This is a genomic window from Pseudomonas arcuscaelestis, assembly GCF_016881005.1.
GTDB lineage: Bacteria > Pseudomonadota > Gammaproteobacteria > Pseudomonadales > Pseudomonadaceae > Aquipseudomonas > Aquipseudomonas arcuscaelestis.
The window spans coordinates 305119-324222 of the sequence record NZ_JACOPV010000003.1; the positions used below are offsets into that span (position 1 = coordinate 305119).

A 19104-nucleotide genomic window follows, 5' to 3' on the forward strand; every position below is an offset into this window, starting at 1 on the left:
GCATCATGACCAGCGTGCTGCGCACCTTGACCCTGGTGCTGATCCTTGGTGTCAGTCACGCCGCTCAGGCCCTGGACTTGACCGCGGCGGAGCTGGCAGGCAAACGTTTGTACCGGGAAGGGCTGTCGAGCAGTGACGCGCAGGTTTCAGCGCGGGTGGGGGCGGCCGATATGCTGGTGCCCGCCAGTGTCGTGCCGTGTGGCAGTTGCCATGGCGCGGATGGCTTGGGGCGCGCGGAGGGCGGAGTGCGTCCGCCTGCGCTGAGTTGGCAGCGTTTGGCCATCGGCCAGGGCCTGCGCACGATCAATGGCCGCGCCTATCCGGCCTACACCGAGGCCAGCCTGGCACGGGCCATTCAAGAAGGACGCGACCCGGCTGGCAATCGCCTGGATCCGGCCATGCCGCGCTTTGTCCTGAGCATGGCGGATCAGCGCAATTTGAATGCCTACCTCAAACGTCTGGCCGATGACCGTGACCCAGGTTTGGAGGAGCGCACGCTGCGCCTGGGTACATTGTTGCCTGGCAAGGGCGCGAACGCCGCCTCAGCGCGGGTGGTGGCGGCGGTGCTCAAGGACCGTATTGCCCAACTCAACCTGCAAGGCGGCATTCATGGTCGGCAGTTGCAACTGATCACTGTCGACCCCGGGCCTAGTCTGGCCAGTGCCGAGCAGGCGCTGAGCACATTGCTCGAGAAGGAGCAGGTATTCGCCTTGATTGCGCCGCTGGCTCCTGCACTGGAGCCTGTATTGGCGGCGCGCCTGGAGCAGGCACGCGTACCTTTGATTGGCGCCGCGCCAACGCTGAGTGCCAGCGCCCAGATGTTCGATCCCTTGCCAGGGCTTGATGACCAACTATTGAGCCTGGCCGACTACGCCCAGGCCAATCTGGCGCTACGACAGGCCGGTACGGGGATTGTCTACGCCGACGCCGAGCAGGCGAACTTGGCCGAGCACCTGGAACAGCAGCTGCTGCAACGTGGCTGGAGCAAGGTGGAGGCCCAGCCGCTGAGCGAACAAGCCCCCGAAGGGCAGGCGATCTTCTTTCTCGGCAAGGCCGAGGACTTCGCTCGCCTCACCGCACAACTGCAGCAGGTCGGGCGCACGCCGTATCTGTTCGCCAGCTCCAGTCAGGTGTCCAGCCAATTGCCGCTAGTACCTGACGTCTGGTCGCGACGGGTGTTTCTCGCCTATCCCTTCGTGCCCGGTGACTGGACGGCTACCGGACGTCGTGCAATGAGTGAAATGCGCTCTCGCCAAGGCTTGAATGGCTATCAGGGCGTTTTGCAGGTCAGCACCTGGTGTTCGGTGCAACTGCTTGGCGACGCCCTCAAGCGCGCTGGGCGCGATGTCAGCCGGGAGAAGTTCATCCGGGCGCTGGAAGACCTGCACGATGTACAGACCGGCCTTACCCCGCCACTGAGCTTCGGTCCGGGGCGCCGGCAAGGCCTTGCGGGCGCCCATGTCGTGACCCTGGAAATGCCCGGCCCGGTGTTCTATCCGGTGGCGGCCTACCGTCCTGTCGTTGAGGAGACTGCGCCATGAAACTGTTCGCGCTGTTGTTGTGCCTGGTGGTTACGCAGCTGCAGGCTCAGCAAGAGATACCGGCAGCCAGGGTCAATGGCGTAATCATCAGCCAGATGCGGTTGGAGCGCTATTTTGCCGACTATCTGCAGGCCCAGGGCAGGGCAGTAACCAGTATCCGCAACCCGGGCGTCTATAAACGCTTGCGTGACCAGGCCCTGACCGACCTCATCGACAAAGAGCTGCTTTGGCAGGAAGCGCAGCGCCAAGGCGTCAGCGTCAGCGACACTGAGGTCAATGCACAGATCGACCAGTTACGCTTGGCCCTGGGAACAGCCAAGCGTTTTGATCAGCGTCTGGCCGACGCCGGTTTCGATGCTGAAAGTTTCGCCGCATACACCCGCCACGAATTGGCTGCACAGCAGGTCTTCATGCAGGCTTCGCAGGTTCCGGAGCCGGATGCAGCGCAAGTTCGCGCCTTTTACCTGGCCAACGCACGTTCTTTGCCGCCAGTGCAGAACCAAAGTGCCGACCCCTCTGTCGTACCAGAGCAGGGATTGGTTTTGGCAAAACGTCTACTTGTCGAGCAGCAGCAGGCGCAGGCGCGCCAGGCCTTGCTACAGCGTCTACGTGACGCCGGGCAGGTGCAACGACTTGACTGACGACTCATCTGACCCCCAATGTTGGGGATATCAGTAGGGGCAAAACGCCAGCTGGTCCCCGGGATTGGGGGAGGGGCTATGGCCCGTTTGCGTCTACTCTTAAAGAATCAACGACATAGCACATTCGAAAGCGCTGTCTGCGGTCTGGCACGAAGCATGCGTAAGCCTATACAAGGGCGCACTTCGGCAGACCGGTTGACCGGGCCTGTGATGTTTCAAGGAGTCGACCTTGGTTAACACAGTATTGGTAGTCGATGACGAACAGACCCTTGCGGGCAATATCCAGGCTTACCTGGATGCGCAAGGCCTGAACGTCCATGTTGCCCACGACGGGGCCAGTGCCATTGGCGAAGCCGAACGCACCCAACCCGACGTGATAGTGATCGATTTCCGCTTGCCCGATATGGAGGGGTTTCAGGTACTGGAGACTGTGCGCAAGAGCAGGAACTGTCATTTCGTGCTGATCACTGGCCATCCGACCGTCGAGGTTCGCGAGCGAGCCAGCCAGCTGGGAGTCAGCCACATCCTGTTCAAGCCTTTTCCGCTGGCCGAACTGGCCCGTGCAGTCAACGACCTGATGGGCATCAAGCGCGAAGCCGGGAGCGAGGGGAGCACGGACACAGGGTTCGTTGAGCGACGCCAGAGCAGGAGTGAAAGTTTCCCCCTGCAGTTGTTCGACGGTAGTTGGGTTCTGGCAGATCGCCGACGTGGCGAACGAAAGCCGAAACCGGACGACGACCAACTGCTCACCGGGGAGTAACGCGCGAGCAGACCTGAATATGGCTTGCCGCGCTCCGCGCTGGAGAGCAAGTCATGGACACCGTGTCGCTCGCTGTTGTCGCTACCCAGGAAGGTGCTCCCGCACCCCTCGGTCGTGAGTTGCTCGCCCAGGCCCGTGCCACTGCTGAACAAAATGCCGAACGCCTGCTCGACACCCTTCAACGCCTTAGCGGCCTGAATCCCGCCGATTTCGTCGCTGGTCTGGGCGCCACCTTGCATTACCCAGTCCTCGACGGCCAGACGCTGTTTGCCGCCACGCCGCTGTTCGATCGGGTCAGCCTGGCTCAGTGCCTGAAACGTGAGTTTCTTTTTCTGGAACATGACGGCCAGGCGCTGGGCGTGTTCGCTGATCCGTTCGACAGCGCTCGCCTGGCCTGGATCGACGAGTGCCTGCAAGGCGCGCCGCTGTATTTGGTCGAGGCTGCAGATCTCGCCGGTTTTCTCGCCCGTCACGAAGAAAGCTTCCATGCCGTCGATTCGCTCGACCACGACAGCGAAGCGGTCAGCGAGCTCGATACTGTGCAGAGCCTGTCGTTGGCCAGTATCAGCGAGGACCAGAGTCGGGTCGTCAAGCTGGTCAACTCGACCCTCTATGACGCGTTGAAAATGCATGCCAGCGACATTCACCTGGGCGTGACCGGCAACGGTCTGGTGATCAAATACCGCATCGACGGTGTGCTCAACAGCATCAGCAAAGTCAGCGGCAGCGAGTTTGCCGAGCAGGTCATTTCGCGGATCAAGGTCATGGCCGAACTGGACATTGGCGAGAAACGCGTCCCTCAGGATGGCCGCTTCAAGATCGGTATCAGCGCCCGGCAGATCGACTTTCGGGTGTCGATCATGCCCAGCATCTTCGGGGAAGATGCGGTACTGCGGGTGCTCGACAAGCAGGACCTGGCAGATCGCGTCAGCGGTGTTCAACTGCAGGCCCTGGGTTTTGAAGACCAGACGTTGCGCAGCCTGCGCCGGCTGGCCAATGAGCCCTACGGGATGATCTTGGTTACCGGCCCTACCGGCAGCGGTAAAACCACCACCCTCTACGCCATGATCAGCGAGATCAACCACGGCGTGGACAAGATCATCACCATCGAAGATCCGGTCGAGTATCAACTACCGGGGGTGTTGCAGATTCCGGTCAACGAGAAAAAAGGCCTGACCTTTGCCCGCGGCCTGCGTTCTATTCTGCGCCACGACCCGGACAAGATCATGGTCGGTGAGATCCGCGATCCCGACACTGCGCAGATCGCCGTGCAGTCGGCCCTGACCGGCCACCTGGTGTTCACCACCATCCACGCCAACAACGTTTTCGATGTGATCGGCCGCTTCAGCCAGATGCAGGTCGACCCCTACAGCTTCGTTTCCGCGCTCAATGCCGTGCTCGCCCAGCGTCTTATCCGCCTGGCCTGCCCGCATTGCGCCAGCCCTCATCAACCAAGCGACGAAGAACTCAGTCTTTCCGGCCTGGAAGCAGGGCAGGTAGGGCATTACCACTTTGTTCACAGCAGCGGTTGCGGCCAGTGCCGGGGCAGCGGTTATCGCGGGCGCACGGCGATTGCCGAGTTGCTGCACCTGGACGACGAACTGCGGCAAATGATTGTAGAGCGCCGGCCCCTGGCACAGATCAGGACCTTGGCATGTCAACGCGGCCTGCGCCTGTTGCGCAGCTCGGCACTGGAACTGGTGCGCGATGGCCGGACCACCCTGGAGGAGATCAATCGTGTCACATTTATCGCCTGATCGCTTTATCGCCGTGCTCGGCGCCCAGGGTGTAGGTCTTAGCCAACGCCTGGGACAAGAACAACAGTGGCTGGGCAGCCTGGGCTTTATTGCCGAGCGCAGCCAGGCCGCCAACCTGGCCCTCGATACGCTGCACAGCCTGCTGGCTGAACAGCGCTGCAAGGGCGGCGAGTTGCAACTGCTGCTGTCAGCGCAGTACTGCCGCTTCTGCCTGGTGCCCTGGAGCGCGGCGATCAGCCGCCCTGACGAGCTGCAGCAGTATGCCCGGGCCTGCTTCGAGGCTCACTACGGACAAAGCCTGGATGGCTGGCGCCTGGTGGTCTCCCCCGAAGCTGCGGGCCAGGCGCGCATCGCCACGGCGGTACCCGAGGCGCTGTTGCAGCGTCTGCATGAGCACTGCCGCGACCTGGGCCTGCGTCTGCGCTCGGTGCGTCCTTACCTGATGGCCGCCTATAACCGCTTTGCCGAGCAACTGGGGCACAACGACTTCCTCTTCGTTCTCGCCGAGCCGCAACGTACCGTCTGCCTGTTGGCGCAGAACGGTGTGTGGCGGCAGGTCAGCGCCCAGGGCGGCGCAGACAGCGACGCCGCACTGCAAGCGTTGATTGCCCGCCAATGTGAGCTCAGTGCCTCTGAGCGCGAACTGCCGGTGTTCCTCCACGCACCTGGTCGTCAGGAGCAGCCACCGGCGTTGGCGGGGGTACAACTGTGTGACCTGGGCGGTGAAACAGCAGATGTGCTGTGCCGCATGACTCGGGCGGTGGCCTGAAATGCGCCGCCTGGAGCTGGACTTCCAGCCACGGCGCACAGCCCTTTGCGCCTGGGTGCTGCTGGGTGTCTGCGCTGCGCTGCTGGCCGGGGCCATTGTGCTTGCGCACACCATCGAGCAGCAGCAGGCGGATCTTGCCCAGCAACTGGAAACGTTCGAGCGGCAATTGGGTAAGCGCCCTGAACACAGCACCTCGCTGACGCCAGCACAGAGCCGCGAGCAAACCGAGAAACTGGCACAGATGCGCAGCGTATCGCAACAACTGCAGCGGCCCTGGGAGCGCCTGTTCGACATGCTCGAGGCCCTGCCTCAGGACGACGTCGCGCTGCTGACCCTGACGCCAGATGCACGTAAAGGCCAGGTCCGCATCAGCGCAGAAGCGCGGGATCTGGAAGCCATGTTGACCTTTCACAAGCGCCTGGAAGCCAGTGGCGAGTTGCGCGATGTGTCGCTACTCAATCACGAAATCATGGCCAAGCAGGCCGAGCACCCCGTGCAGTTCAACCTCTCGGCCACTTGGGAGATCGGCAATGCGCATCCATAGCCTGATTGTCCATGAACGTGCTCGCCAGTTGGGTGTGGTTGGCCTGGCAGGTGCTGGCCTGGCACTGCTGGCCCTGCTCTATGTTGCGGCGGTGCTGCTGCCGCAATGGCAACAGTTGCAGCAGCAAAAGCTGCACAGTGAGCAAGCCCAGGAGCAGCTGCAGCAATTCAAGCGGGGCGATCTGAAACTGCCACAAATGCCGCAGCGCGAACTGGAAGACTTTCACAAGCAGTTGCCCGCGCAGCCCCAGGCCACGGTGGTTATCGATCGCATCTACAGCCTGGCCAAGGCCGAACGCATCAGCCTGGCGCGTGGCGAGTACGCCTTGGGTGTCGATCCCAAGACTCAGTTGGCCCGCTACCAGATTCTCCTGCCGGTGCGTGGCAGCTACCCGCAGATCCGCCGTTTCGTCCACGCCATGCTCGGTCAGTTACCTGCGCTGGTGCTCGAAGACGTCGACCTGCAACGCAAGAAAATCGGCGACAGCGAACTGACCGGTCGCCTGCGGATGACCATTTACCTGTCGAGGTCATGATGAACACTCAACGTCGTCTGGCCTGGCTGGCCTTTCTCGGATCTGCTGCAGTGCTGAGCTGGGCGCCGGGTTACTTCTTCGACAGCGAAACCGCCGGCAGCGACGCGGCAGTCGTTGTTGCCGACAAAAGCTCGCTTGCAGCCGCCGATTCTGCAACCCAGAGCGCCAAGCCAGCTGCGCTGAAACTGCGCGATCTGTTCCCCAGCAAGAACTGGAAGCCGGCCGTGCAACTGGCCACGGTGACCGAACAGCCTGTTGCCGTGACGCCAGTGGCCTTGCCGCCTGCAGCACCGGCGCTGCCGTTTCAATTTGTCGGTCGCCTCGACGATCGCGACGATCAGCAAGTGTTCCTGCAAAGCGGCGAAAAGCTCTACGTCGTACGCCGTGGCGACGTAATCGATGACATTTACCGGATCGAGCACATCTCCGCCACGGAGCTGAGCGTGGTCTACCTGCCGTTGCATCTGTCCCAGACTTTGTCTGTAGGGAGCGCACCATGATTTCGTCCAGGCACTGCAACAAGGCGCCATTCCTGATGCTCGCACTTTGTGTTGCCCTGGCCGGGTGCGGCACCAGCGGTGTACGCAAAGACGGCCAGGCACTGATTGCCGAAGGGCAATACGAAGCCGGTATTTCCATGCTCGAGGAAGCATTGAGGGAGAACCCACGCGATACCGAACTCAATATCGCCGTGATCCAGGGGCGTCGGCAAGCGGTGGAGTCCTTGCTCAGCCAGGCCGACAGCGATCGTACTCGCCATGACTTTGCCAATGCCCGCCTGGGCTATGGCCGGGTCCTGACCCTGGAACCGAATAACCGTCGGGCGCAGGAGGCGGTTCGCCAGATCGAGCAGATTGGCAACATCAACGAACGCGTGGCTTTGGGTCAGGCGGCGCTGCGCCAAGGTGACCTGTTCGGTGCCGAACGCTTCATGCGCGAAGTGCTCCAGCTCGACCCGCAGAATCAGGATGGCCTGGCCCTGCGTAAGGACATCGAACTGGTGCAGAGTCGCACTTCGCAGCCCAACCCGCAGTTGCGCACCAAGATGGAAAGGCCGGTAACCCTGGAGTTTCGCGACGCCAACCTGAAAACCATTTTCGAGGTGCTGTCGCAGGTGGCTGGGCTCAACTTCATCTTTGACAAGGACCTGCGTCCGGACATGAAGGCGACCATCTTCGTGAAGGATGTGCGCATTGAAGATGCAGTGGCGTTGCTGCTGGAACAGAACCAGTTGCACCAGAAAGTCGTCAACGAAAACACCCTGCTGATCTACCCGGACTCGCCGCAAAAGACCAAAGACTATCAAGAGCTGGTGATGCGTACGTTCTACCTGACCAGCATTGATTCAAACACCGCGCTGAACCTGGTCAAGACCATGCTCAAGACCCGTGATGTGTTTGTCGATGAGCGTCTCAACACCCTGACCATGCGCGATACTCCCGATGCCGTGCGCATGGCCGAGAAGCTACTGCAGTCCCAGGACCAGTCCAATCCCGAGGTGGTCCTGGAGGTTGAGGTGATGGAGATTGCCCGCTCGCGCATTCTCGAACTGGGCCTGCAGTGGCCCAACACCTTCGGCGTACTCAATGAAGATGGCAAGCCAGTGGGCACCCTGGACGATCTGCGTGGCATCGACTCCTCGCGGATCACCATCTCGCCGTCGCCACAGGCTAAGATCAACGCTCAGGATAACGATATCAATACCTTGGCCAGCCCGGTCATTCGCGTCAGCAACCGCGAACAAGCGCGTATCCACATCGGTCAGCGGGTGCCGATCATCAGCGCCACATCGGTGCCGTCGACACAAGGGCCGGTCATCACTGAAAGCGTGACTTACCTGGATGTCGGTCTGAAGTTGGAAGTCACGCCGGTGGTGCACCTGAACAATGAAGTGGCAATCAAGGTGGCCCTGGAAGTCAGCAACGCCAAGCCTCTTGAACCCACTCGTCAAGGCACCATTCCAGTCCAGGTCGACACCCGCAACGCCCAGACCAGCCTGCGCCTGCATGACGGCGAAACCCAGGTACTGGCGGGCTTGGTGCGTAATGACGAAGGCGCCAGTGGCAACAAGATCCCGTGGCTGGGTGACATTCCCGGCCTGGGTCGTCTGTTCGGCAGCAACAGGAGCGACAAGGGCCAGTCCGAGCTGGTGTTGTCGATCACCCCGCGCATCGTGCGCAACCTGCCGTATCAGAGCCCATCGGACATGGAGTTCCCTTCAGGCACCGAAACCAGCATGCATATTCGCAACCTCAATCGCACTGCCGAAGAGCTTAGCGAAGAGCAGCCGATAGCCGCCGTTCCTAATGCAGTGAGGCCGTAAGCGATGAAACGCTCGATGGCAGGTTTCAGCTTGATCGAAGTAATGCTGACCCTGGCCCTGCTCGGGTTGCTGGCCTCGATTGCTGCACCGCTGACTGAAACCCTGGTGCGCCGGGGCAAGGAACAGGACTTGAAAATTGCGTTGTATCAAATCCGTGATGCCATCGATGCCTACAAACGTGCCTTCGACGCCGGCTACATCGAGAAATCGCTCAACGCCACGGGTTATCCGCCCAACCTGCAGGTGCTGGTGGATGGTGTACGCGATGTACGCAGTGCCAAGGGCGCCAAGTTCTACTTCCTGCGGCGTATTCCCCACGATCCGCTGCGCAGCCGCAAGGTCGATGATGAAGGCGGTTGGGGGCTGCGCGCCTATGACAGTTCGGCGCAAAGCCCGCGTGAGGGCGAGGATGTCTTCGATGTCTACTCCAAGGCGTCGGGCAAGGGTCTTAACGGCATCGCCTACGGGCAGTGGTGATCAGCATGCGACGCAACCAAGGCTTTACCCTGATCGAGTTGCTGGTGGTGATGGCGATTATTGCCACGCTGATGACCATTGCCATGCCGCGCTATTTCCAGAGCCTGGAAACCTCGCGTGAAGCCACCTTGCGTCAGAGCCTGGCAGTAATGCGCGAAGCCCTCGATCACTACTATGGCGACACCGGGCATTACCCCGAATCGCTGGAGCAACTGGTCGAGCAACGCTACCTGCGCAATGCGCCGCTGGACCCGATCACTGAGCGTCGTGACCTGTGGCAGGTGATTGCGCCTCCAGAAGGTGTGGCGGGTGCCGTGGCCGATATCAAGAGCGGTGCAACCGGGAGGGCGCGTGATGGCAGCTTATTTGCCGAGTGGTAGCGCCGCCGAGGCGGGTTTCACCTACCTGGGTGTGCTGTTGTTGATCGCGGTGACCAGTATCGCCCTGAGCGCCACGGTGACACTGTGGTCAACCCAGTCCATGCGTGAACGTGAGCGTGATCTGCTCTGGGTCGGCAGCCAGTATGCCCAGGCGCTGCGCAGCTATTACCGCGACTCGCCGGGCCTTGCCCAGTACCCGCAGACTTTGGACGAACTGCTGGAAGATCCACGCTACCCCAACCTCAAGCGCCACCTGCGTCGTCTGTATCCAGATCCGATTACCGGCAGCGACGACTGGGGCTTGCTGCGCTCTATCGACGGACGTATCACTGGCGTGTACAGCCGTTCCGAACAGGCACCCATGAAACAGGCCGGCTTTGCCGCCCAATGGTCGGACTTCGAAGGTCTGCAGCATTACTCCGATTGGCAGTTCGTTGCCGAGAAGGCGTTCTCCGAGTCTGCCGCCGGCGCACGTAAAGGGCTGAGCCAGGGAGCAGGAGAATGAACCGCCAACTGGCCGCCTGCGCCCTGGCCCTGGTGCTGCTGAGCGGCACTGCGCGCGGCGGTGCCGAGGACGAGATGATGGGTTTCATCGTCGACAACACCATCTCGCATATCGGCCATGACTTCTATTACAGCTTCGCCGAACGGCTGCGTGCCACCAGCCGCCTGGATTTCAACCTGGTGGTACGGGAACGGCCGGATGCACGCTGGGGCAGCCTGGTAACGGTCGAGTACGAGCAACGTGTGATCTATCGGCGCTTCTTGCCACCCAACACCACCGAGCTGAAGGACGCCGCGTATGAGGCGGCTGACCTGGTCAAGGCGCAGATCATCCAGCGCAAGCTGCAGATGCTGCTGCAGGACACCACTGATCTTGAGAGGGACGAGCTATGAACAACAATAATACCTGCCGCCTGGCCTCCCTGGTCCTGTTGGCAGCCCTGGGCAGCCAGGCCAGCGCCACCGAACTGGTGTACACCCCGGTCAACCCTGCTTTTGGCGGCAACCCGCTCAACGGCACCTGGCTGCTCAACAACGCGCAAGCGCAGAACGATCACGAGGACCCGGCCATCAAGAGTCGTGCCTCGGCATTGGCTGGTACCTCGGCCCTGGAGCGCTTCACCAGCCAGCTTGAATCACGCCTGCTTTCGCAGTTGCTCAACAACATCAATAACGGCACCACCGGCAGCCTGCAGACGGACGCTTTCATCATCAATGTGCTCGATGATTCTGGGGCCTTGACGATTCAGATCACCGACCGGGCAACAGGTGAAATTTCGGAAGTTCTGGTAAACGGCCTGAACCCTTGAAGGGCGGGGCAATGGGGAGAAACAACCATGAAAAGAATTCTGACCACACTGCTGATCCTCGCCACCTTGCAAGGCTGCAGCTTGCGTGACCCGATGCCTGCCGACGACACCGAAAGCCCGACGCTTACACCACGGGCCTCGACCTACTACGACCTGTTGAACATGCCGCGCCCCAAGGGGCGGTTGATGGCGGTGGTGTATGGCTTTCGCGATCAGACCGGGCAATACAAACCGACACCGGCCAGCTCGTTTTCCACCAGCGTCACCCAGGGCGCAGCCAGCATGTTGATGGATGCCTTGCAGGCCAGTGGCTGGTTTGTAGTACTGGAGCGCGAAGGGCTGCAGAACCTGCTGACCGAACGCAAGATCATCCGCGCCTCGCAGAAAAAGCCAGACACCCCCGTGAACATCCAGGGTGAGCTGCCGCCGCTGCAGGCGGCCAACCTGATGCTCGAGGGCGGCATCATTGCCTATGACACCAACGTGCGCAGTGGCGGGGAAGGGGCGCGCTACCTGGGGATCGATATTTCCCGTGAGTATCGCGTGGACCAGGTTTCGGTCAACCTGCGGGCCGTCGATGTGCGCAGCGGTCAGGTGCTGGCCAACGTCATGACCAGCAAGACCATCTACTCGGTAGGGCGCAGCGCCGGGGTATTCAAATTCATCGAGTTCAAGAAACTGCTCGAAGCCGAGGTAGGCTACACCACCAACGAGCCAGCGCAACTCTGCGTACTCTCGGCCATTGAGGCCGCGGTGGGCCACCTGTTGGCCCAGGGTATCGAACGGCGTTTGTGGCAAGTGGCGGACAGCGGAAGTGGCGATCAGGCGACCCTGGATAAATACCTGAGCCAATATCAGGCGCCTTGATAAACAGCGCTTTGTTCTACGGGCGAAGGCGGTAAGTTGTTCAAGATATAAGTACGTTTAAATCGTTTTGGTGTTGTTGAGGTTCACATAATGTTTATGGGTTGAATGGTTTTGTGGGAACTTGCTTGCATAATTAAAGGAAATTTCGTCTGTTGCTAACGTGGGTGTAATGGCTACCCTAAAGTGTGTCGCAAGCACTGCGATGTTGAAAATACTCAACGGTTTAGTGGTTATCGCATAGTTGCTTGTTGCGACAAGTTTAGAGGTGGGTCAAGTATGGTATGTGACGTTATAGTTGTGGGCGCGGGCGCCATTGGCGGTTCTATTGCCTATGAGCTTTGCTCGCGAGGTTTAACTGTTTGCCGGGTCGGTGAAACCGATCGGGTCAATGCGGCGTCCAAAGCCGCAGGTGCAATGAATGGCTGTTATGGCGAGGTCACCAGCGGTCTGCTTGCCAGCGATTATGGTCGTCTCAAGTTACACATGGACCGCCAGGCACAAGACTTATGGCCGGCGTGGTCTGACCGACTTGCGCGCTCATCGGTAAACAACTGCAATCTGTTCAGCGCCCAAGGTACCTATGTTTTGCTCAACAGCGCCGGCATGGGTGAAGTCGATACCGTCAATTACCACGCCATCGAACACACCCTTGAACGCTATGGCGAGCCGTTTGAAAGCATCGACCCGAGATCGCTCGGCTGGCTCAACCCCAATCAACTGGTACGCCCATTACGTGGCTTGTTCATTGCGGGCGAGCACGCGGTAGATTCCCACCTGCTGCTGGAGAAGCTGGATCAGGCATTGCTGGCCGAGCACGGCACAATAAAGGCCGAGAATGCCAGGCGCGTACTGACCGAAGGTGGAGTTGCCACCGGCGTCGAACTCAACAGTGGCGAAGTTCTGTTTGCGAAAAAAGTCGTGGTAGCCGCCGGCGCGCACTCACTGGAACTGCTCAGTGGACTTGATCAGGTTGTGAGCAAGATACCGCCATTATTCAGTGGATATGGCGTTTCTATCCTGGTGAAACTGCCCAGTCACATGGCGCTTCCCACCTCGGTCATACGCACGCCCAATCGCGCCTTTGCCTGCGGACTGCATTGCGTGCCGCGTGGCGATGGGGTGCTGTACCTGGGCGCCACCAATATTCTCAGTGAAGAGCCCAAGCAACAGGCGCTGGTTTCAGATGTTCAATTCCTGCTGGGGTGCGCTGTCGATCAATTGAATCTCGACCTGCATGACGCCGAGATCATTTCTATCCAGGTTGGTAACCGTCCCATTCCAGCCGATGGCTTCCCGCTGATAGGTGAATGCGGTATCGAAGGGTTGTGGTTGGCGACCGGAACCTATCGAGATGGATTGCACCAGTCGCCGTTGCTGGCCGCTTACATTGCCGATTGCCTGACGGGGATGAACACGACTGATCTGGACCTCACTGTGTTCAAACCGGTGCGCGCGCCGCTGACTGGATTGGCGCGGGAAGTTACCGTAGAGGAAACCGTCAAGCAGATGTTCGCCACCGGCTATGAATACCGCTGGGAGGTAAAACCTTATTGGCTACCGCTACTCGATAGAGGTTTGTCGAGTAACTATCAGCAGCTCATTGATGCACTGCATCCTACCTTTACCCCACCGCCAGAGTTGGTTGCGTTTTCTTATCTTTATGAGTCAATGCGCACGAAACTTTCGAACTATTACAAGGCCTGGTCATGAGCCTGGATGAACGCGAACAACATGAAGTTGCTCGCGCGCGTCATTTGTTGAAGGCCGCCAGCGTTTGGGATGTGGACGGTGACTTGCAGGCCTTGGTAGATCGCTTTCTTGAGCGCAGCAATAAGGCCCGCGCACTCGATGAGTTCAAGCTGGCGGTCAGCGAGCGCTGTAATCGAATCCCCCTGGGCCATATTGTCGGCGCCGCCGAATTTGATCAGATGCCGCTGGTGATCGGCAGTGGCGTATTTATTCCCCGGCAGCACAGCACCATCATTCATACATGGCTGGACAAACAGCAACTGGACGAAGGCAGTCGGGTGTTGGACCTTTGCGCTGGCAGTGGTGCGATTGGCCTGGCGATCGCACAGCGCAGGCCTGATCTTGCGGTTACGTGTGTTGAATTCGATGACGTCGCCGCGCATTACCTCAAGCGAAATATTGCTCGAATGGCCTGCAAAGGCATATGGGCCGACGCCTTGCAGGCGGACATTCGCGATACCTCGGTGTTCGCCCCGTTCACCGGTCAGGTAGCGCTGATCGTGGCCAACCCTCCCTACGTTCCCCTCGGTCTTGAATTACTGCCCGAGTGGAGCAGTCACCATCCGCAGGCATCGGTGTATTCGGGCGCTGATGGCCTGGAGCTGATTCGACACATTGTCGAACTGGCGGTCGCTGTGCTGGTGCCTGGAGGATGGTTGGTCATTGAGCATGGCGTGGACCAGGCCAGCGCTGTGTGTCAGTTGTTCCAACAACACAGCTTCACGCAAGTCGAGGTAATTATCGACCCTGCTGCGTCCGATACCACTGGCATTGCGGTAATGACGGTTGGCCGTCTGCGTGACGATTGCTGAACAAAAGGAGCTTGGTGCAATGAATACACAGAGCAAACAGGATTGGATGACGGCTCGTCGTGACAACACCAGCAGCGCATTGGCAACCGCGCTCAAAGAGGGTCTGACTGGCTTCACTGTTACGCGCCGGGTGGGCAAACGCATCACCCTGCAGGACGGTGAGACGTTCACCGAGTTTGTGTCCTGCTCCTATCTGGGCCTGGAAACTCATCCAGCCCTGATGGAGGCGGCGCGTCAAGCCATGAGGGTTGGCGGCTTGCACCTGTCTTCGTCGCGCAGTGCCATGCGCCCGGTCTATCTGCCGCAGCTTGAAACCCTGTTGGGTGAAATATATCCAGGCTGCGGCGTCACGGTGTTTACCTCGACCAGCAGCGTGCACCTTGGCGTGCTACCCCTGCTGGGCAGTGGCTCGCTCAAAGGCTATCCGGTACCCAGGCGCGTGCATTGGCTGATGGACAAGACCGCGCATGCTTCCATGCAGGTGCTCAGGGGTATTCTTGAGCAGTTTGGGGAAGTGTCGCGAGTCGAATCGACCGACCCGGAATCGATGGACGAGGCGCTCAAGCGCTGTAGCCACACTCAGCAAACGCCGGTCTTGCTGATCGACGGCATCGGTTCGATGAGTGGCCAGGTACCTATCGCAGAACGCTGCGCACAGTTGCAGCGGGCGGGCGGTTATCTCTACGTCGATGATGCTCACGGCATTTCAATTACCGGGCAGCACGGCGCGGGCTATGCCTTCAATGCGGTAGGCCAGGTCTTGCCGGTAAACATGCTGTTGGCGGGGTCGCTGTCCAAGGGGTTCGGCGGCGCAGGTGGTTTCATCGTGGTGGCCGACCCAGGCGACATCGCAACCATCCAGACCCTCGCCAACCCGATGGTGTTTGGCCATTCGATTATGTTGCCGATGCAAGCGGCCAATGTGGCTGCGGCAAAAATTCATCTCAGTGAAGAAGTGGGTGTGTTGCAGCAGCGGCTATGGAAGAACGTGGCGTTGTTCGACGCCGTAACCGGCAAGCAGATGCTCAACGCCGGTATTCAATCGCCGGTCCGGGGTGCGCTGTTCGACTCAGAAGAGGCTGGCCTGCAAGCCGCGAGAATCCTGCGCGCCTACGGCGTTCTGCTGTTTCCGGTGTTCTATCCCATCATCGCCCAGGGGCAGGCGATGCTGCGCTTTGCGATCTCGGCGATTCACAGTGAAAACGACATACGGCAGGTAGGCGTCGCGCTGAGCGAGATTGCGCACGCGAAGTTGTGGAAATCGCCGGGTAAGTCGGTCGCTCAAGGCTGAGGCCCAGCGGCTTCAAGTGGCCTTACAAGAGGAGATGTGATGATGACGCTACAAGGAACGTTACCCGCCGCTACCGCGACTATTTTGCAACCCCAGCGGGACCGACTGGATGTGATCAATAACGAATTGGTCGAGTTGCTGTGCCAACGTATGCAGGTCTGCATGGTAATCGCTGAACTCAAGGCCGCGCATGGTATCGCAATGATGCAGCCGCAGCGTATTACCCAGGTACTCGACACGATCAAGGCGAAAGCTGTCCGGTCGGGGTTGAATGCCGGGTACGTCGAGTCGATCTTCAGGCTCATTATCGAAGAGACCTGTGTGCAAGAGAACCAGTTGATCAATCAGCGACTGCACCAGGAAGGGCAGGCATGAAGATACTGCTCCTCGATAACTTCGACTCCTTCACCCACAACATTGCCCAGTACCTGTACGAGGTAACCGGAGTATGGGCCGATACGCTGCCCAATACGGTGGGCTACAGCGACCTGAACATCGAAGACTACGACGCCATTGTTGTCTCACCTGGCCCTGGCCACCCAGGATCAGACGAAGACTTTGGGGTGTGTGCAGAGGTGATTGTGCAGTCGACGGTGCCCTTGCTCGGCATCTGCCTGGGTCATCAGGGTATCGCACAGTTTCTGGGGGGGACGGTCGCCCATGCACCCAGCCCGGTACATGGCTACCGCAGCCGTATTACCCATACCGGAAAAGGATTGTTCCGCGATCTGCCGGAGCAGTTCGAGGTTGTTCGCTATCACTCCTTGACCTGTACTCACCTGCCGGATGACCTGCATTGCACTGCCTGGACCGATGACGGCGTAGTCATGGCGATAGAGCACAGCCATCGTCCGCTTTGGGGGGTGCAGTTTCATCCCGAATCGATCGATTCTGAATATGGACATGCGCTACTCAGCAATTTTGTACGCATGGCCCTGGAACACAATTGCATCCATCGCTCGCAACCGGGGGGCAGCCTGGGGCGTCAATCGGCGGCTGACCTATTCATCGCCGCCGGCGGCCTGTCGAACATGCATTTGAGCTTCCGAGAGCATAACGGGCAAGTCGAGCCATTGGCATTGTTTGCGCAGCGGTATGGCACTGACCGCTATGCGTTCTGGCTCGACAGTGAAAAATCAGAAAGGCCCAACGCGCGCTACTCGATCATGGGCAGTGGCCAGACGCCGGGGGCGGTCCGTCTTGAGTACAACGTCAATTACGAGCGCCTGACCCTGGAGGGGGCAAACGGACGCCTTCAAGTCGAGGGCGACTGCTTCACGCTGATCGGCCAAATCATTGAAACGGTTCAGGTGACGTTGCCGGAGAATCTGCCCTTCGTATTCAGTGGTGGTTTGGTCGGGTACCTGGGCTACGAGTTGAAGTCGTTGGTGGGTGGGAACAAGGTCTATCGCTCCGAATACCCCGACGCCAGTTTCATCTTTACCCCGCATTTTTTCGTCTTCGATCACCACCAGCACAGACTCTACGAATGCTTGATGAGCAAAACCGGCGAGCAGCCCGATTGGCCGCCGGGTGATTTAGCTACAAATCGAATCGTCGACGAACCTCAGCAGTTTGTACCGGGAGCCGTGCATGGACTCGATATGGTCCTGGACGACAGCCCGCGGGAGTACATCGACAAGATCAGGCAGTCGCTGCAGTACATCAACGATGGCGAGTCTTATGAAATATGCCTGACCAACCGTGCCAGGGTTGCCTACGAGGGTACGCCGCTCGATGCGTATCGCCGGATGCGTGCGGCGAGCCCGGTACCCTATGGCGCATTTTTGCAGTTCGAGCGATTTTCGGTGCTCAGCGCCTCTCCAGAAACGTTCCTGCGAATCGACGCCAACGGTGTCATCGAGTCGCGGCCGATCAAGGGCACACGACCGCGCAGCGCAGACGCCAGCGAAGATCTGCAGTTGCGCGAAGACCTGGCCGTCGCCACCAAGGATCGTGCCGAGAATCTGATGATTGTCGATCTGGTGCGTCATGATTTGAACGGTGTGTGCCGGGCCGGCAGTGTGCATGTACCGGAAATTTTCGCGGTGGAAAGTTTCTCTTCGGTGCATCAACTGGTTTCCACCGTTCGCGGGCACCTGGCACCGGGGATGTCCAGCGTAGAGGCTATCCGCGCCTGCTTCCCAGGCGGCTCGATGACCGGCGCGCCGAAAAAACGCACCATGGAGATCATCGATGCCCTGGAGTCCTCGGCGCGTGGTGTCTACTCCGGCGCGTTAGGCTGGATATCATTCAGAGGCGGGGCAGAGCTGAGTATCGTTATTCGCACCGCAGTGCTGCAGAACCAGCAGGCCGAGTTCGGTATCGGCGGCGCCATCGTCGCCCATTCCGACCCGGCGCAGGAACTCGAAGAGACCCTGGTCAAGGCCAGTGTCCCTTATTACAGTTTTGTCGCCGGGTGCCGGCAATGACCAATGACACGGTTGTCGTGTTGGGCGGCGGCGGTCTGGTCGGCACGCTGATCTGCAGTGTTCTCAAACAACAAGGATTGCACACCAGGGTGCTCGATTGTCGCGCTGGCGAACATGAGGATGAGCATCACCAGGTAGACGTGAACAATCCACCCAGCGATAGCGCACAGCTCTTCAGCAATGCCATCGCTGTGGTCTTCGCGTTACCCGAACGCGTTGCCGTCGATGCGATTGGCTGGGTGCTGCAGGTTGTGTCGGTGGACGTTGTATTCATCCCGACCTGCTCGGTTCAAGGGCCTTTCTACAGTGCCTTGAGAGCGCAGGCCGCGCAGCAGCCGTTCATTGGCATCAATCCAATGTTTTCTCCGAAGCTTTCGGTCCAGGGGCGTACAGTCGCGATCTGCCGGGACGACGAGGGGGCGACTCTATCGTTCATTGAAACGGCGTTGATCGCGGCCGGTATGAATATCAGGCGTATGACGCCTGCCAGTCATGATGAGTTGATGGCGCTTTGTCAGGCATTGCCTCATGCCGCCATCATTGGCTTTGGCATGGCGCTGGCGAAGTCGTCGCTGGACCTGGCACTGATCGAGGAGGTCATGCCACCGCCAATGCGCACGATGCTGGCGTTGCTGTCTCGCCTGTTGGTCAATCCAGCCGAGGTGTATTGGGGCATACAGCAGGAAAACCATCAGGCGAGTCAGCAGCGTGACGCGCTGGTGCAGGGAATGGAGCGTTTGATCAGAATAGTCAGCGATGAGGATTACCAACGTTTCAAGCATGACCTGCAGACCATCACCACTGCCTTGGGCTCACGCGTGGACAGGGGTGCCCTGGACTGCCAACGGATTTTTTCACAGCTGAACTGAAAACCTATGCAGGGTGAGAGCCCGCTTGATAATGGAGCTTGTAC

21 protein-coding genes are annotated in these 19104 nt (G+C 59.7%); all 21 read left to right on the forward strand.

Annotated features, from left to right (window positions below; all coding sequences use genetic code 11):
- Window positions 1-5 precede the first annotated feature (5 nt).
- Window positions 6-1541 (forward strand): cytochrome c/ABC transporter substrate-binding protein, encoded by a 1536-nt coding sequence (locus H8F21_RS05760; RefSeq protein WP_203482458.1) that lies wholly within the window; start codon window positions 6-8, stop codon window positions 1539-1541.
- Window positions 1538-2182, forward strand: coding sequence for a SurA N-terminal domain-containing protein (locus H8F21_RS05765; protein ID WP_203482456.1), 645 nt, complete (start codon window positions 1538-1540; stop codon window positions 2180-2182). Before H8F21_RS05760 ends, H8F21_RS05765 begins: the two co-directional genes overlap by 4 nt.
- 229 nt (window positions 2183-2411) lie before the next feature.
- On the forward strand, window positions 2412-2942 hold the full coding sequence (locus H8F21_RS05770) for a response regulator (protein WP_203482454.1): 531 nt from the start codon (window positions 2412-2414) through the stop codon (window positions 2940-2942).
- Between the two features lie 53 nt (window positions 2943-2995).
- Window positions 2996-4699, forward strand: coding sequence for a GspE/PulE family protein (locus H8F21_RS05775; protein ID WP_203584141.1), 1704 nt, complete (start codon window positions 2996-2998; stop codon window positions 4697-4699).
- A complete protein-coding gene (locus tag H8F21_RS05780; protein ID WP_203482450.1) occupies window positions 4680-5468 on the forward strand; it encodes a hypothetical protein in 789 nt (262 codons plus the stop codon). Before H8F21_RS05775 ends, H8F21_RS05780 begins: the two co-directional genes overlap by 20 nt.
- 1 nt (window position 5469) lies before the next feature.
- Window positions 5470-6012, forward strand: a complete 543-nt coding sequence (locus H8F21_RS05785) for a PilN domain-containing protein (protein WP_203482448.1) — start codon at window positions 5470-5472, stop codon at window positions 6010-6012.
- Window positions 5999-6547 carry a type 4a pilus biogenesis protein PilO gene (gene pilO, locus H8F21_RS05790; protein ID WP_203482446.1) on the forward strand — a complete coding sequence of 183 codons (549 nt, stop codon included), beginning with the start codon at window positions 5999-6001 and terminating at the stop codon, window positions 6545-6547. Before H8F21_RS05785 ends, pilO begins: the two co-directional genes overlap by 14 nt.
- Window positions 6547-7047 carry a hypothetical protein gene (locus tag H8F21_RS05795; protein ID WP_203482444.1) on the forward strand — a complete coding sequence of 167 codons (501 nt, stop codon included), beginning with the start codon at window positions 6547-6549 and terminating at the stop codon, window positions 7045-7047. Before pilO ends, H8F21_RS05795 begins: the two co-directional genes overlap by 1 nt.
- Window positions 7044-8870, forward strand: coding sequence for a secretin N-terminal domain-containing protein (locus H8F21_RS05800; protein ID WP_203482442.1), 1827 nt, complete (start codon window positions 7044-7046; stop codon window positions 8868-8870). The genes H8F21_RS05795 and H8F21_RS05800 overlap by 4 nt, the downstream gene beginning before the upstream one ends.
- Window positions 8871-8873: 3 nt before the next feature.
- Window positions 8874-9347: a prepilin-type N-terminal cleavage/methylation domain-containing protein gene (locus H8F21_RS05805; RefSeq protein ID WP_203482440.1), complete on the forward strand. Its 474-nt coding sequence runs from the start codon at window positions 8874-8876 to the stop codon at window positions 9345-9347.
- Window positions 9348-9352: 5 nt separating this feature from the next.
- Window positions 9353-9727 (forward strand): type II secretion system protein, encoded by a 375-nt coding sequence (locus tag H8F21_RS05810; RefSeq protein WP_136476516.1) that lies wholly within the window; start codon window positions 9353-9355, stop codon window positions 9725-9727.
- Entirely contained in the window at window positions 9702-10232 is a 531-nt protein-coding gene (locus H8F21_RS05815) for a type II secretion system protein (RefSeq protein ID WP_203482439.1), read from the forward strand. The genes H8F21_RS05810 and H8F21_RS05815 overlap by 26 nt, the downstream gene beginning before the upstream one ends.
- Window positions 10229-10624, forward strand: a complete 396-nt coding sequence (csgE, locus tag H8F21_RS05820; protein ID WP_136476512.1) for a curli production assembly/transport protein CsgE — start codon at window positions 10229-10231, stop codon at window positions 10622-10624. The genes H8F21_RS05815 and csgE overlap by 4 nt, the downstream gene beginning before the upstream one ends.
- The gene (locus H8F21_RS05825) at window positions 10621-11040 is read left to right on the forward strand and encodes a curli assembly protein CsgF (protein ID WP_203482438.1); all 420 of its coding nucleotides are present in this window, start codon (window positions 10621-10623) and stop codon (window positions 11038-11040) included. Before csgE ends, H8F21_RS05825 begins: the two co-directional genes overlap by 4 nt.
- 27 nt (window positions 11041-11067) lie before the next feature.
- Window positions 11068-11907 carry a CsgG/HfaB family protein gene (locus tag H8F21_RS05830; protein ID WP_203482437.1) on the forward strand — a complete coding sequence of 280 codons (840 nt, stop codon included), beginning with the start codon at window positions 11068-11070 and terminating at the stop codon, window positions 11905-11907.
- A 276-nt stretch (window positions 11908-12183) separates the two neighbouring features.
- Complete coding sequence (locus tag H8F21_RS05835; RefSeq protein WP_203480905.1) at window positions 12184-13617, forward strand: NAD(P)/FAD-dependent oxidoreductase; 1434 nt, start codon at window positions 12184-12186, stop codon at window positions 13615-13617.
- Window positions 13614-14468 (forward strand): HemK/PrmC family methyltransferase, encoded by an 855-nt coding sequence (locus H8F21_RS05840; RefSeq protein ID WP_203480903.1) that lies wholly within the window; start codon window positions 13614-13616, stop codon window positions 14466-14468. Before H8F21_RS05835 ends, H8F21_RS05840 begins: the two co-directional genes overlap by 4 nt.
- Before the next feature lie 19 nt (window positions 14469-14487).
- The gene (locus tag H8F21_RS05845) at window positions 14488-15759 is read left to right on the forward strand and encodes an aminotransferase class I/II-fold pyridoxal phosphate-dependent enzyme (protein WP_203480901.1); all 1272 of its coding nucleotides are present in this window, start codon (window positions 14488-14490) and stop codon (window positions 15757-15759) included.
- Window positions 15760-15798: 39 nt separating this feature from the next.
- The gene (locus H8F21_RS05850; RefSeq protein ID WP_203480899.1) at window positions 15799-16134 is read left to right on the forward strand and encodes a chorismate mutase; all 336 of its coding nucleotides are present in this window, start codon (window positions 15799-15801) and stop codon (window positions 16132-16134) included.
- Window positions 16131-18191, forward strand: a complete 2061-nt coding sequence (gene pabB, locus H8F21_RS05855; protein WP_203584142.1) for an aminodeoxychorismate synthase component I — start codon at window positions 16131-16133, stop codon at window positions 18189-18191. The genes H8F21_RS05850 and pabB overlap by 4 nt, the downstream gene beginning before the upstream one ends.
- Window positions 18188-19060: a prephenate dehydrogenase dimerization domain-containing protein gene (locus H8F21_RS05860; RefSeq protein WP_203480895.1), complete on the forward strand. Its 873-nt coding sequence runs from the start codon at window positions 18188-18190 to the stop codon at window positions 19058-19060. Before pabB ends, H8F21_RS05860 begins: the two co-directional genes overlap by 4 nt.
- Window positions 19061-19104: the final 44 nt, after the last annotated feature.